Origin of the sequence: Amycolatopsis sp. cmx-11-32 (genome assembly GCF_047608695.1) — a bacterium.
In the GTDB taxonomy this organism is placed as follows: domain Bacteria; phylum Actinomycetota; class Actinomycetes; order Mycobacteriales; family Pseudonocardiaceae; genus Amycolatopsis.
In genome coordinates, this window is the sequence record NZ_JADNQN010000011.1 from 65931 (window position 1) to 77908 (window position 11978).

Genomic DNA, 11978 nt, shown 5'->3' on the forward strand with positions numbered 1-11978 from the left:
CACACCATGACGGTGGCGCTGTTCCCGCGCACCAAAGGGGGTCCGGCACTGATCGTCCTCGCAATTTTCGTCTACATGTCCTATTTGGACACCGAACTGATCATGCGGATCCAGGCGTTCGCCCGTAACGTCGCGACCGACGAGAACGCCTTCCAACCGGTGTACCAGTTCGAACTGTTCATCGTGACGTTCATCGTCCTGTTCGGGCTGATGGCGTACCGGCTCGGCGGCGGCCGGACGGCGAACGTGCTCAAGGCCGGGATCGCCGCGATCCTGGTGGTGATCTCGGGCGCGAACGACCTGACCTTCTGGGCGCTCAACGACGTCTGGGCGGCGGGCACGAAACCGACCGAACTGAAATGGGCGTCACATATGATCGTGTTCCTCGGCGGACCGCCGAGCGTTCCGGTCGCGGTCGCGTTCATGCTGGTGCACCTGGCACTGGCGGCGATCGTGGTGGCGTTGCCGGTCGGCCGGTGGGTCGACCGGGCACTCGGTGTCTCGTGAGTGGTCATCCCGGACCCTGATCAAGGCTCAACGTCCCCACGAGTCCGCCAGAACGTCGCTCACCATTCACGTAAGCCTGCGCACCAGCCCGTCGGCCAGCAAGCGCCCTCGGTCGGTCAGTACCGCCCGCCCCTGACTGTCCAAAGCGGACTGATCGAGCAGCCCCTCGGCGGCGGCGACCCGGGCTTCGGCACGGCCGTCGTCGTCGAGGGCGCCGAGCGGAAGTCCTTCCGACAGCCGGAGTTCCAGCATCACGCGCTCCAGGTGCCGGTCTTCGTCGGTGAGCAGTTCACGGCCGGCGGCCGGTGAGTCACCGGCGGCGAGTGAGGCGGCGTAGCGGGCCGGGTGCTTGACGTTCCACCAGCGGACGCCGCCGACGTGACTGTGCGCGCCGGGTCCCGCGCCCCACCAGTCGCCGCCGCGCCAGTAGCCGATGTTGTGCCGGCAGCGGGCTTCCTCCGAGGTCGCCCAGTTGGACACCTCGTACCACCGCAAACCGGCCGAAGCGAGGACGCGGTCGATCATCTCGTAGTCGGCGGCGAGCACGTCGTCGTCCGGCGCGGGCAGTTCGCCGCGGCGGACACGGCGGGCGAGCGCGGTGCCCTCCTCGACGATCAGCGCGTACGCCGAGACGTGATCGACACCGGCGGCGAGCACCGCGTCCAGCGAGGCTTGGAGGTCTTCGACCCGCTCCCCCGGCGTGCCGTAGATGACGTCGAGGTTGACGTGCTCGAACCCGGCGGCTCGCGCTTCCGCCGCGGCCGCGACCGGACGGCCCACGGTGTGCACCCGGTCGAGGATCCGCAGGACGTGCTGCGCGGCCGACTGCATCCCGAGCGAGATCCGGTTGTACCCGGCGTCACGGATGCCCGCGAAGAACTCCGGCGAGGTGGACTCCGGATTGGACTCCGTCGTCACCTCGGCGTCCGGCGCGAGGCCGAACGTGTCGCGGACAGCGTCGAGAACGCTGCGAAGGCCGTCCGGGCCGAGCAGGGACGGGGTGCCTCCGCCGACGAAGACGGTGTCGACCGCGGGCGGCTTCCCGAGCACGCGCGCGGCCAGGTCGAACTCGCGTTTGAGGCCTTCGAGCCAGGACTGCGGCGACGAGTCGCTGTCCAGCTCACCGGCGGTGTAGGTGTTGAAGTCGCAGTAGCCGCAGCGAGTCGCGCAGAACGGGACGTGCACGTAGACACCGAACGGCCGGGTGCCGAGCCCTTCCAGCGCGCTCTCGGGGAGCGTGGACTCGACGGGCGTGGTGGTTTCGGGCAGCAACGCGGGCACACCCCAGTGTCCCCCACGCCGCGAAGGCCTCCTTCCCCGGGGAAAGAGGCTTTCACAAAAACGCGTTACCGGTGGGAGACGTGCACCTCGACGAGGGTCTCCATGGAGATCGAGCAGTCGTCGACCACGTTGGCGAGGTGCCCCCTGGCGGTCGGCGAGCAGCCGACCGCCTCGAACCGGTACTAGGCCAACCCGTTCGCGGCCAGCCACTCCGGCGACGGCGGGATCACCTCGATGATGTCGATCAGGAAGCCGTTGAGGTCCTCGATGTAGAAGTGCCGCTGACCGAATTCCTCGTCCACGAGTTCCGTGACGATCTTGACCCCTTCCCCGCGCAGCCGCTCGTACTCGGCCGCCGCGTCGGCGACCATGAGCCCGACCATCGAGCCTGCGGCCTCCTGCGACCGCCAAGGCTCTGGCGTGGCCTTGTGGCCGCGCTTCGCGAAGCTCATTTCATAGCCCGGCACGCCGACGTTGAGGCTGGAGAACCAGTCCAGTTCGATCGTCACCGTCAACCGCAGGTGCCGCTTCCACCAGGCGGTGGTACCGGCGATGTCGTCGACGAGCACACAGGCACCGAAACCGCTGAGTTGCATCTGGTGTTTTCCTCCCGGTCGAACCACTTGATGCGTAGTACTATACCCATAGTGGTTTGACCGAGGCAAGGAGACTGTTCCGATGCGACACAATCCGGAGCGCCGGACCGCCCTCACCGACGCCGCCATCACCGTCCTGGCCCGCGAGGGCGCGCGCGGGCTCACCTACCGTGCCGTGGACGTCGAGGCGGACGTCCCGCCGGGAACGACGTCCAACTACTTCCGCAACCGGGACCAGTTGCTCGGCGAGGTCGGCGTCCGCGTGCACGAACGGCTGTCGGCGCCGGCCGAGGTGATGGCGAACCCGCAGGCGGAGACACCGTCCCACGACCGGGTCGGCGTTTTGCTCGGTGACCTCATGGGACGGCTGACCGGACACCGCGAGCCCTATCTCGCCCTGCTCGAACTCCGGCTCGAAGCCACCCGTCGCCCGGAGCTGGCGGCCGAGCTGACCAAGACGATCCGCGAGGGCATCGACCTGAGCGTCGACTGGCACGTCGCGGCCGGAATGCCGGGCGGACGTGCCGAGGTGCTGCTGATGTATCTCGCGCTGACCGGGCTCACCGTCGAACGGCTCACCCTGCCGGAGGTACTCGCGGACGTCACCGACGAAGACGTCATCCGAATACTCGTGGACCGCGTCCTCCCGTCTTGAAGCGTGCGCGTTCTGCGTCACAGCGGGAAGGAACGGGCTCGGGCTTGACTAGCGAAGAGGGCCTTGGACCAGCGGAAACAGTCACACCCGAAGGTTGTTCCCACTATTCGGACCGGCCTGGACCACATAGTGGGCGCGTGGCACGCTGAATGAATGACCCGCGCCGGAATCACCCTCGTGGCACGCCGCCACGTGGACCTCCGTCGTGTGGCGAGCGCGCTCTGTGCGACGAACCGCTGACTCCCCGCCACCACCACGATCTGCCGGAGGATTCCCATGTCGTCGCCCACGCGCGAAACCCCTGCCCGCACACCCCGGGTCAAACAAAAACGGGGCGAGGGACAGTGGGCGTTGGGGTATCGCGAACCGCTGAACCCCAACGAGCGGTCCAAAAAGGACGACAACCCGCTCAACGTCCGGGCGCGGATCGAGAACATCTACGCCCATCGCGGGTTCGACTCGATCGACCCCGGCGACCTCCGCGGCCGGTTCCGCTGGTTCGGCCTCTACACCCAGCGCAAGCCGGGAATCGACGGCGGCCGCACCGCGACGCTGGAGCCCGAAGAGCTCGACGACCGCTTCTTCATGCTGCGGGTCCGGCTCGACGGCGGCGCGCTGACCACCGATCAGCTGGCCGTGCTCGCCGAGATCTCGCAAACCCACGCGCGCGACACCGCCGACATCACCGACCGGCAGAACATCCAGTACCACTGGATCCAGGTCGAGGACGTCCCGACGATCTGGGCCAAGCTGGAAAAGGCAGGGATGACCACGATGGAAGCCTGCGGTGACAGCCCGCGCGTCATCCTCGGCTCCCCGGTCGCCGGCATCGCCACGGACGAGATCATCGACGGCACGCCCGCGATCGACGAGATCAAGCGCCGCTATATCGGCGACCCGCGCTACTCGAACCTGCCACGCAAGTTCAAGACCGCGATCTCGGGCCAGCAGGACGTCGCGCACGAGATCCACGACGTCGCCTTCGTCGGTGTGAACCACCCTGAGCACGGGCCCGGCTTCGACGTCTGGGTCGGCGGCGGCCTGTCCACGAACCCGATGATCGGGCAGCGGCTGGGCACCTGGGTCTCGCTCGACGAGGTCCCCGACGTCTGGGAAGGCGTGATCAGCGTCTTCCGCGACTACGGCTACCGGCGCCTGCGTGCCCGCGCCCGGATCAAGTTCCTGGTGAAGGACTGGGGCGCCGCGAAGTTCCGCCAAGTCCTGGAAGACGAGTACCTCAAGCGCAAGCTGACCGACGGCCCGGCGCCCGAGGTCCCCGCCACGCAGATCGACCACGTTGGCGTGCACCCGCAGACCGACGGCAAGTTCTACGTCGGCGCCGCGCCGATCGCGGGCCGCGTCTCCGGCGCCACCCTGCTGGCGGTCGCGAAGGCCGCCGAACGCGCCGGGTCGAACCGCGTCAGGCTTACCCCGCTGCAGAAACTCGTGGTCCTCGACGTCCCCGAAGCCGAGGTCGGCGGGCTGAAGACCGAACTGGCCGACCTGGGCCTGCAGGTCGAGCCGTCGCCGTGGCGGCGCGGGATCATGGCCTGCACCGGACTGGAGTACTGCAAGCTCGCCATCGTCGAGACCAAGGCCCGCGCCATCCAGCTGGTCGACGAGCTGGAGAAGCGCCTCGCCGACATCCAGTCCGAGATCGAGAACCCGGTGACCGTGCACCTCAACGGCTGCCCCAACTCCTGCGCGCGGATCCAGACCGCCGACATCGGGCTCAAGGGCCAGATCGTCACCGATGAGGACGGCAAGCAGGTCGAAGGCTTCCAGGTGCACCTCGGCGGCGGGCTCGGCCTGGACGCTGGGTTCGGCCGGAAACTGCGTGGCCACAAGGTGACCGCGTCGGAACTGACCGACTATGTCGAAACGCTCGTGCGGGCCTATCTCGCCGGCCGCGAACCCGGTGAGCGGTTCGCCCAATGGGTCGCGCGGGCCGATGAAGGCGTCCTGCAGTGACCGAACGAACGACCCCATACTACTGCCCTTTTTGTGGCGATGAAGACCTGCGGCCGGATGAGAGCGGCTCCTGGCTGTGCTCGGGCTGCCGCCGGGTCTTCACCGTGAAGTTCCTCGGACTGTCCTTTCCGGAGGTGTCACCAGGATGACCGCCACTGCCGACTACAAGACACTCGCCGAACGCGCCTCGAAGGAGCTCGCGGAGGCGACCGCGGCCGAGGCCCTGCGCTGGACCGCGGAGACGTTCGGCGACGACTTCATCGTCGCGTCGAACATGCAGGACGCCGTCCTGATCGATCTGGCCACCCAGGTCAAATCCGACGTCGACGTGTTGTTCCTGCAGACCGGCTACCACTTCCCGGAGACCATCGGCACCCGCGACGCGGTGCAGGCGGTCTACCCCGGCGTGCGGATCGTCAACGCCGAGGCCGCGCGAAGCGTCGCCGAACAGGACGCGGAGTACGGCCCGAAACTGCACGAACGCGACCCGAACCAGTGCTGCCAGCTCCGCAAGGTCGTTCCGCTTCGGAACACACTGGCGAAGTATTCGGCGTGGGTGACCGGTGTCCGCCGCGTCGACGCGCCGACGCGCGCGGACACCCCCATCGTCACCTGGGACGACCGCAACGGGCTGGTGAAGATCAACCCGATCGCGCCGTGGTCCGACGACGATTTCAGGGACTACATCAGCGAACACGGCATCCTCGAGAACCCGTTGGTGTCCATCGGTTATCTGTCGATCGGCTGCGCGCCGTGCACCGCCAAGGTCGCTCCGGGCCAGGACCCGCGCAGCGGACGGTGGGCCGGTCAGGGCAAGACCGAGTGCGGCTTGCACGGCTGAGAAGGGACGACATGACCACGCTCGAACCGGCGGCAACTGTGGTTCCTGGGGGCACCCCCCAGGCCCCCCTGGCTACGGACAACCTGGCGGCGCTGGAATCCGAGGCGATCCACATCTTCCGCGAGGTGGCGGGCGAGTTCGACCGGCCGGTGATCCTGTTCTCCGGCGGCAAGGACTCGACGCTCCTGCTGCACCTGGCGATCAAAGCGTTCTGGCCCGCTCCGGTGCCGTTCCCGTTGCTGCACGTGGACACCGGGCACAACTTCGACGAGGTCATCGACTTCCGCGACCGCGTGGTCGAGCAGCACGGGCTCCGGCTGGTCGTGGCGAAGGTCCAGGACTGGATCGACGACGGCAGGCTCGAAGAGCGCGCCGACGGGATGCGCAACCCGCTGCAGACCACGCCGCTGCTCGACACGATCTCCGAGAACAAGTTCGACGCCGTCTTCGGCGGCGGACGCCGCGACGAGGAACGGGCGCGCGCCAAAGAGCGGATCTTCAGTCTCCGCAACGCTTTCGGCCAGTGGGAGCCGCGCAGGCAGCGCCCCGAACTGTGGAACCTCTACAACGGGCGGCATCGCCCCGGCGAGCAAGTCCGCGTCTTCCCACTGTCCAACTGGACCGAGGCGGACGTCTGGAACTACATCGCGCGGGAGAAGGTCGAACTGCCGTCGATCTACTACGCGCACCGGCGCGAGGTCTACCAGCGCGACGGCATGTGGCTGACCGAAGGCCCATGGGGCGGCCCGCGGCCGGGCGAGGACGTCAGCGAACTGACCGTGCGCTACCGGACCGTCGGCGACGGTTCGTGCACGGGCGCCATCGAATCGACCGCCGCCACGGTGGACGAGGTCATCGCCGAGGTCTCGGCCTCCCGGCTCACCGAACGCGGCGCCACCCGCGCCGACGACCGGATGTCGGAGGCGGCGATGGAAGACCGCAAACGTGAGGGGTACTTCTGATGTCCAGCCTTCTCCGGCTCGCGACCGCGGGCAGTGTGGACGACGGGAAGTCGACCCTGGTCGGGCGGCTCCTCTACGACACCAAGTCCGTCCTCGCCGACCAGCTGGACGCGGTCACCCGCGCCAGTGTCGACAAAGGACTGTCCACTCCGGACCTCTCACTGCTCGTGGACGGCCTGCGCTCGGAACGCGAGCAGGGCATCACGATCGATGTGGCGTACCGGTATTTCGCGACACCGCGGCGCAGCTTCGTGCTCGCTGACACGCCTGGCCACGTGCAGTACACGCGGAACACGGTGACCGGGGCGTCCACCGCGCAACTGGCCGTGCTGCTGGTCGACGCGCGCAAGGGCGTCATCGAGCAGACGCGGCGCCACGCCGCGGTCCTCGCGCTGCTGGGCGTTCCGCATCTGGTGCTGGCGGTGAACAAGATCGACCTCGTCGGCTACGACGAAGCGACATTCACCGTGATCGCCGAGGAGTTCGCGGAGCACGCCGCTTCCCTGGGCTACGAACGCGGTTCCGTGCTCGCGGTGCCGGTTTCGGCGTTGGAGGGCGACAACGTCGCGGAGAAGTCGGACAAGACTCCGTGGTACTCCGGCCCGACCCTGCTGGAGCACCTGGAAACCGTGCCGGTGGCGCCGGATCCGCACGATTCGCCTTTCCGGTTCCCGGTGCAGTACGTGATCCGGCCGCGTACGGCCGACCACCCCGACTATCGCGGGTACGCCGGGCAGATCGCGGCGGGCACCGTCCGTCCCGGCGACGAGATCGTCGTACTCCCGCAAGGCCTCCGCAGCCGGGTGGAGGGCATCGACACCGCCGACGGGCCGCTCGCCGAAGCCGGGGCGGGCGCCTCGGTGACGCTGTTGCTCGCGGACGACCTCGACATCTCGCGCGGGGATCTGATCGCCGCCGCCGACCGGCAGCCGGAAGTGACCGACGAGATCGCCGCGACCCTGTGCTGGCTCTCGGCCAAGGCGCTCAAACCGGGCGCCCGGGTGCTGGTGAAGCACGGCACGCGGACGGTGCAGGCCATCGTCGGCGAACTCCACGCCCGTTTCGACGAGCAGACGTTGTCCAGTGTGGACGAACCGGATTCGTTGGAGCTCAACGACATCGGCCAGGTCACCCTACGGCTGGCCGAGGCGATCGGCGTGGACGACTACGGTGTCAGCCCGCGGACGGGCGCGTTCCTGGTCATCGACCCGAAGGACGGCGACACCCTCGCCGCCGGACTCGTCGGCGAAAGGTTCGCATGACCCCAAGCCTCACTCCGCCACTGGTCGCCGTCGCACACGGCAGCCGCGACCCGCGGTCCGCCGCGACCATCCGGGCCCTGCTCGACGTTTCCCGCGGCCTGGCACCGGGCCTCGACATCCGAGAGTCCTTTTTGGACCTCTCGGAGCCGCTGCTGACCGACGCCCTGCGCGAGTTGTACGCCGAAGGTCATCGCGAGGTCGTCGTGGTGCCGTTGCTGCTCGGCGTGGCCTATCACGCCCGGGTCGACCTGCCCGCACTCGTCGCCGAGGTGACGGCGGAGTGCCCGGGCCTCGACGTGCGGGTTTCCGGGGTGCTGGGCATCGACCCGGTCGTCGAGACGGTCGCGCTGGACCGGCTCACCGAGGCGGGCGCCGACCTCGACGACCCGGAACTGGGCGTCCTTCTCGCCGGCGTCGGCTCGTCGAACGTCGCGGCCAACGACGCGGTCGCCGGCATCACCACCCGCTGGCACCTGCGGCGCGGGCTGCTCGCGACGCCCGCCTTCGCCGGCGCCGCCCAGCCGGACGTGCCCGCCGCCATCGCGCGGCTGCGGCTCAACGGCGCACGGCGGCTCGCGGTCGCGGGCTGGTTCCTCGCGCCGGGGCTGCTGCCGGACCGGATCGCGCGGCTGGCCCGTGAAGCCGACCCGTCGGTCATCGTCGCCGGACCGCTGGGCCCGGATCCGCGGATCGCCGGACTCGTCCTGGAACGCTACGACGTCGCCGCCGCCCGGCTCGCCGCCTGAGTAGCACGACTCACCGTCGTCTTCGCTTGTGAAGCGAAGCCCCCGCTCGCCCTTCAAGCTCAACCAGGACGCCGACGTCGCCGCCCCGGCTATCGTCGCGCCGGGTGCCGCGGGCGGCTCGACGTTCGGCACTATCGAAACGAAGCTGGCGGGCAGCAGCCACGGCGACCCGGGCCTGACCTTCACCACGACGACGATCGGCTGAACACGCCTGCGCCACCCTTTCGCGGGGTGGCGCAGGCCACTGCCCGGCCGGACCGCGTTGTGCGAAGGTGTGGCATGGCTGACGAACTGGTGCACTACGACGTGGTGGGCGGCACCGCCACGATCACCTTGGACTCCCCGCACAACCGCAACGCGCTCTCCGCCCAGCTGCGACGCGAGCTGAGCGAATCGCTGGACAAGGCGCAGGCGGACGACGCGATACGGGTCATCGTGCTCACCCACACCGGCCCGGTGTTCTGCGCCGGGATGGATCTCAAGGAAGCCCGCGGCGCCGGAGCGGGCGACCAGGGCGTCAACGAGTTCCCGAAGATCCTCGAGCAGCTGTGGACCAGCCCCAAGCCGGTCGTGGCGAAGCTGTCAGGCCCCGCGCGAGCGGGCGGGATCGGCATGGTGGCCGCGACCGACATCGCCGTCGCCGTGCACGAAGCGACTTTCGCCTTCTCCGAAGTGCGGATCGGCGTCGTACCCGCCGTCATCTCGCTGACCGTGCTGCCGCGGCTCAACGCCCGTGCCGCGCACGAGCTGTTCCTGACCGGCGACACCTTCGACGCGAAGCGCGCCGTCGACATCGGCCTGCTGAACTCGGCCGTCACCGCCGACGAACTCGACGGCGAGGTCGCCCGCTACGTCAAGGCCCTCGCCCTCGGCGGGCCGAAGGCGCTCGCGGCGACGAAGGAATTGCTCAGCAAGCCTCGCCCGGCAACCCCGAGCGAAGGCTTCGAGGCCATGAACAAGCTGTCCGCCGGGTTCTTCGCGAGCGAAGAGGGCCAGGAGGGCATCACGGCCTTCGCCCAGAAGCGCAAGCCGAACTGGGTTCCTGAGGCTTAAACAGGCAGCACGACGGTGAGGCGCCGGGAGTCCGATCGGTCACCGGTCGGCCCCAGCGCCCGCTGCGCGTCGGAAAGCACACTGCGGACGGCCAGGTACGCCTTCGGATCACGCTCCCTGAGCACCGAGGACTCGGACCAGATCAGCACGTGCTCACCAGGCGGCAGCCAGGACAGGTCGGTGAGGCAGTCGTAGAGCGCGTCGAGGTTCTTCCCGAAGTAGCCGGGGAAGGACAGCGCTTCCGCGATCGCGTCCAACGTCGAAGCCTTGTCGGTCGTCTTGCGGCCGTCGATCGGATGCGGATGCGCACCGCGCGCGACGGCTTTTTCCGCCTCACTCTTCTCGGCCGCGCTCATCGGTCGGCGTCCACTACGACGAAGGACTTGTAGTGGTCACCGGTGTAGTACAGCTCCTTGCCGGTGCCGGTCACCAGCCGCCTGGCCCCGCGATCCTGGCTGCCCGGCGTTTTGACCGTGTACTCCCGGTAGTAGCCGGAATCCTTGGCGGGCAGGACCTTCTCCCGGTTCTGGAAGGTGACGTCGTCGTTGCGCGGATACGGGTACGGCCCGCCAGCCTTGATGAGCTTCCAGGTGTCGGAGGCCTGCGGGGGAAGTCCCGTGAGCGGTTTGACCGGGAGACCCGACTCCTCGCCCGCGACCTTGCCCTGGTTCACCTCGGTCCCGCCCGGCTTTCCGGCCGCGCTGGACGAACTCGCCGGAGCCGAAGTGCTCTTCGTGTCGTCACCGCTGATGCCGTCCTTGACGAACCAGCCGGCGAGCACCAGCACGATCAGCCCGATCAGGGCGGCGGTGATCCGCCTACGGTTGAACATGGTTCGCCAGCTTAGGATGGCCGGTCGGAGTCGTTCGCATCGCGGGCCGCGCCGAAGAGCCGGGCGACCTTGCCGAAGACCGTGTCGAGCAACCAGGCCGCGACCAGGCACAGCGGCACGACGACCGCCATGACCAGCACGAACTGCACGGGAAACGGGGCCTGCGCGAGCCACAGCTCGACGCCGTCCCACCAGTCAGCAAGCCCGTTGAACACAAGTGTGACCCTACGCGCGCACCTGCTGCCACCGTCGGTCAGGCCAGGTAGGTTGCTGACATGTTCGCCGTTTACGCTTCCGAACCCAACGCCGAAAAGCCGCTGGACTCGCTCGTGATCGGCGAGCGACCCGAACCCGAGGTGCCCGAAGGCTGGGTGCGGGTCAACGTCAAGGCCGCCAGCCTCAACATGCACGACCTGTGGACACTGCGCGGTGTCGGCATCAAACCCGAGCAGTTCCCGATGATCCTGGGCTGCGACGGAGCGGGCACCCTCGACGACGGCACCGAGGTCGTCCTCCACTCCGTGATCAACGCCCCCGGCTGGCAGGGCGACGACACCCTCGACCCGAAGCGCAGCCTGTTGACCGAGAAACACCAGGGCAGCTTCGCCGAGCAGGTCGTCGTCCCGGCGCGCAACGTCGTTCCGAAACCGGCGGGCCTGACCTTCGCGGAAGCCTCGACGATGGGTACGGCCTGGCTGACCGCCTACCGGATGCTGTTCGTGAAGTCCGGGCTGCGACCGGGGCAGACGATGCTCGTCCAGGGCGCCTCCGGCGGCGTCTCGACCGCCCTCGTGCAGCTCGGGCGCGCGGCCGGATTCCGGGTTTGGGTGACGGGGCGTAGCGAAGAAAAGCGTGCGCTGGCCGAAAATTTGGGCGCACATCAGACCTTTGAGTCCGGCGCGCGGCTGCCGGAACGAGTCGACGCGGTTTTCGAGACCGTCGGGAAGGCGACCTGGTCGCACTCGGTGAAGTCGCTCAAACCCGGCGGGATCATCGTCGTTTCGGGCTCGACCAGCGGACCGGACGCTCACGCGGAGTTGCAGCGCGTGTTCTTTCTGCAACTGCGTATCGCGGGTTCGACGATGGGGACCAGGGAGGAATTGACCGATCTCCTCGCTTATCTGGAGCTCACCGGGGTTCGACCGCAGATCGGCGCGGAATTGCCGTTCCCGGAAGCGGAAACCGGGTTTAAGAACATGCTCGACGGGGAAACATCGGGCAAGGTGGTCTTCACGCATTGATCGGAGGGGTGGGTTCTCCCCCTTGTCGTGA

The 11978-nt window shown here is 68.5% G+C and carries 16 protein-coding genes and 1 pseudogene; 12 read left to right on the top strand and 5 right to left on the bottom strand.

The window, feature by feature from the left end:
* Nucleotides 1-9: 9 nt before the first annotated feature.
* A pseudogene (locus ACM6LR_RS28605) lies at nt 10-507 on the top strand (hypothetical protein); the annotation flags it as partial.
* A 66-nt stretch (nt 508-573) separates the two neighbouring features.
* On the opposite strand, the gene hemW reads toward ACM6LR_RS28605, so the two are convergent.
* Nucleotides 574-1788, bottom strand: coding sequence for a radical SAM family heme chaperone HemW (gene hemW, locus ACM6LR_RS28610; RefSeq protein ID WP_414944922.1), 1215 nt, complete (start codon nt 1786-1788; stop codon nt 574-576).
* 182 nt (nt 1789-1970) lie between these two features.
* Nucleotides 1971-2384: a VOC family protein gene (locus ACM6LR_RS28615; RefSeq protein WP_414940527.1), complete on the bottom strand. Its 414-nt coding sequence runs from the start codon at nt 2382-2384 to the stop codon at nt 1971-1973.
* 82 nt (nt 2385-2466) lie between these two features.
* On the opposite strand from ACM6LR_RS28615, the gene ACM6LR_RS28620 reads away from it, so the two are divergent.
* The 10 genes from ACM6LR_RS28620 to ACM6LR_RS28665 all read left to right on the top strand — a co-directional run bounded on the left by ACM6LR_RS28620 (nt 2467) and on the right by ACM6LR_RS28665 (nt 9874).
* On the top strand, nt 2467-3039 hold the full coding sequence (locus ACM6LR_RS28620; RefSeq protein ID WP_414940528.1) for a TetR/AcrR family transcriptional regulator: 573 nt from the start codon (nt 2467-2469) through the stop codon (nt 3037-3039).
* Nucleotides 3040-3192: 153 nt separating this feature from the next.
* Nucleotides 3193-3279 carry a putative leader peptide gene (locus tag ACM6LR_RS28625; protein ID WP_360907593.1) on the top strand — a complete coding sequence of 29 codons (87 nt, stop codon included), beginning with the start codon at nt 3193-3195 and terminating at the stop codon, nt 3277-3279.
* Nucleotides 3280-3315: 36 nt separating this feature from the next.
* The gene (locus tag ACM6LR_RS28630) at nt 3316-5010 is read left to right on the top strand and encodes a nitrite/sulfite reductase (RefSeq protein ID WP_414940529.1); all 1695 of its coding nucleotides are present in this window, start codon (nt 3316-3318) and stop codon (nt 5008-5010) included.
* Entirely contained in the window at nt 5007-5159 is a 153-nt protein-coding gene (locus tag ACM6LR_RS28635; protein ID WP_414940530.1) for an Insertion element protein, read from the top strand. The genes ACM6LR_RS28630 and ACM6LR_RS28635 overlap by 4 nt, the downstream gene beginning before the upstream one ends.
* Nucleotides 5156-5851 (top strand): phosphoadenylyl-sulfate reductase, encoded by a 696-nt coding sequence (locus tag ACM6LR_RS28640; protein ID WP_414940531.1) that lies wholly within the window; start codon nt 5156-5158, stop codon nt 5849-5851. The genes ACM6LR_RS28635 and ACM6LR_RS28640 overlap by 4 nt, the downstream gene beginning before the upstream one ends.
* A gap of 11 nt (nt 5852-5862) precedes the next feature.
* Entirely contained in the window at nt 5863-6813 is a 951-nt protein-coding gene (gene cysD / locus ACM6LR_RS28645; protein WP_414940532.1) for a sulfate adenylyltransferase subunit CysD, read from the top strand.
* Entirely contained in the window at nt 6813-8075 is a 1263-nt protein-coding gene (locus tag ACM6LR_RS28650) for a sulfate adenylyltransferase subunit 1 (RefSeq protein WP_414940533.1), read from the top strand. Before cysD ends, ACM6LR_RS28650 begins: the two co-directional genes overlap by 1 nt.
* Nucleotides 8072-8821 carry a sirohydrochlorin chelatase gene (locus ACM6LR_RS28655; protein ID WP_414940534.1) on the top strand — a complete coding sequence of 250 codons (750 nt, stop codon included), beginning with the start codon at nt 8072-8074 and terminating at the stop codon, nt 8819-8821. The genes ACM6LR_RS28650 and ACM6LR_RS28655 overlap by 4 nt, the downstream gene beginning before the upstream one ends.
* Nucleotides 8822-8849: 28 nt before the next feature.
* Nucleotides 8850-9026: a hypothetical protein gene (locus ACM6LR_RS28660; RefSeq protein WP_414940535.1), complete on the top strand. Its 177-nt coding sequence runs from the start codon at nt 8850-8852 to the stop codon at nt 9024-9026.
* Between the two features lie 74 nt (nt 9027-9100).
* Complete coding sequence (locus tag ACM6LR_RS28665) at nt 9101-9874, top strand: enoyl-CoA hydratase-related protein (protein WP_414940536.1); 774 nt, start codon at nt 9101-9103, stop codon at nt 9872-9874.
* Here the strand turns inward: ACM6LR_RS28665 and ACM6LR_RS28670 are convergent.
* The 3 genes from ACM6LR_RS28670 to ACM6LR_RS28680 are packed head-to-tail and all read right to left on the bottom strand — an operon-like array spanning nt 9871 to nt 10921.
* Nucleotides 9871-10230 (bottom strand): barstar family protein, encoded by a 360-nt coding sequence (locus ACM6LR_RS28670; protein ID WP_414940537.1) that lies wholly within the window; start codon nt 10228-10230, stop codon nt 9871-9873. The genes ACM6LR_RS28665 and ACM6LR_RS28670 overlap by 4 nt on opposite strands.
* Entirely contained in the window at nt 10227-10706 is a 480-nt protein-coding gene (locus tag ACM6LR_RS28675; RefSeq protein ID WP_414940538.1) for a ribonuclease domain-containing protein, read from the bottom strand. Before ACM6LR_RS28675 ends, ACM6LR_RS28670 begins: the two co-directional genes overlap by 4 nt.
* Before the next feature lie 11 nt (nt 10707-10717).
* A complete protein-coding gene (locus tag ACM6LR_RS28680; RefSeq protein WP_409496266.1) occupies nt 10718-10921 on the bottom strand; it encodes a hypothetical protein in 204 nt (67 codons plus the stop codon).
* A 60-nt stretch (nt 10922-10981) separates the two neighbouring features.
* Between ACM6LR_RS28680 and ACM6LR_RS28685 the strand changes: the two genes are divergently transcribed.
* Nucleotides 10982-11947: a zinc-binding dehydrogenase gene (locus ACM6LR_RS28685; RefSeq protein WP_414940539.1), complete on the top strand. Its 966-nt coding sequence runs from the start codon at nt 10982-10984 to the stop codon at nt 11945-11947.
* The last annotated feature ends 31 nt before the right edge of the window (nt 11948-11978 follow it).

Bases quoted from the DNA above. Each gene is read 5' to 3' on its own strand.
- ACM6LR_RS28615 (WP_414940527.1), bottom strand. From the start codon at position 2,384: ATGCAACTCAGCGGTTTCGGTGCCTGTGTGCTCGTCGACGACATCGCC.
- ACM6LR_RS28620 (WP_414940528.1), top strand. From the start codon at position 2,467: ATGCGACACAATCCGGAGCGCCGGACCGCCCTCACCGACGCCGCCATC.
- ACM6LR_RS28625 (WP_360907593.1), top strand. From the start codon at position 3,193: ATGACCCGCGCCGGAATCACCCTCGTGGCACGCCGCCACGTGGACCTC.
- ACM6LR_RS28630 (WP_414940529.1), top strand. From the start codon at position 3,316: ATGTCGTCGCCCACGCGCGAAACCCCTGCCCGCACACCCCGGGTCAAA.
- ACM6LR_RS28640 (WP_414940531.1), top strand. From the start codon at position 5,156: ATGACCGCCACTGCCGACTACAAGACACTCGCCGAACGCGCCTCGAAG.
- cysD (WP_414940532.1), top strand. From the start codon at position 5,863: ATGACCACGCTCGAACCGGCGGCAACTGTGGTTCCTGGGGGCACCCCC.
- ACM6LR_RS28650 (WP_414940533.1), top strand. From the start codon at position 6,813: ATGTCCAGCCTTCTCCGGCTCGCGACCGCGGGCAGTGTGGACGACGGG.
- ACM6LR_RS28655 (WP_414940534.1), top strand. From the start codon at position 8,072: ATGACCCCAAGCCTCACTCCGCCACTGGTCGCCGTCGCACACGGCAGC.
- ACM6LR_RS28665 (WP_414940536.1), top strand. From the start codon at position 9,101: ATGGCTGACGAACTGGTGCACTACGACGTGGTGGGCGGCACCGCCACG.
- ACM6LR_RS28670 (WP_414940537.1), bottom strand. From the start codon at position 10,230: ATGAGCGCGGCCGAGAAGAGTGAGGCGGAAAAAGCCGTCGCGCGCGGT.
- ACM6LR_RS28675 (WP_414940538.1), bottom strand. From the start codon at position 10,706: ATGTTCAACCGTAGGCGGATCACCGCCGCCCTGATCGGGCTGATCGTG.
- ACM6LR_RS28685 (WP_414940539.1), top strand. From the start codon at position 10,982: ATGTTCGCCGTTTACGCTTCCGAACCCAACGCCGAAAAGCCGCTGGAC.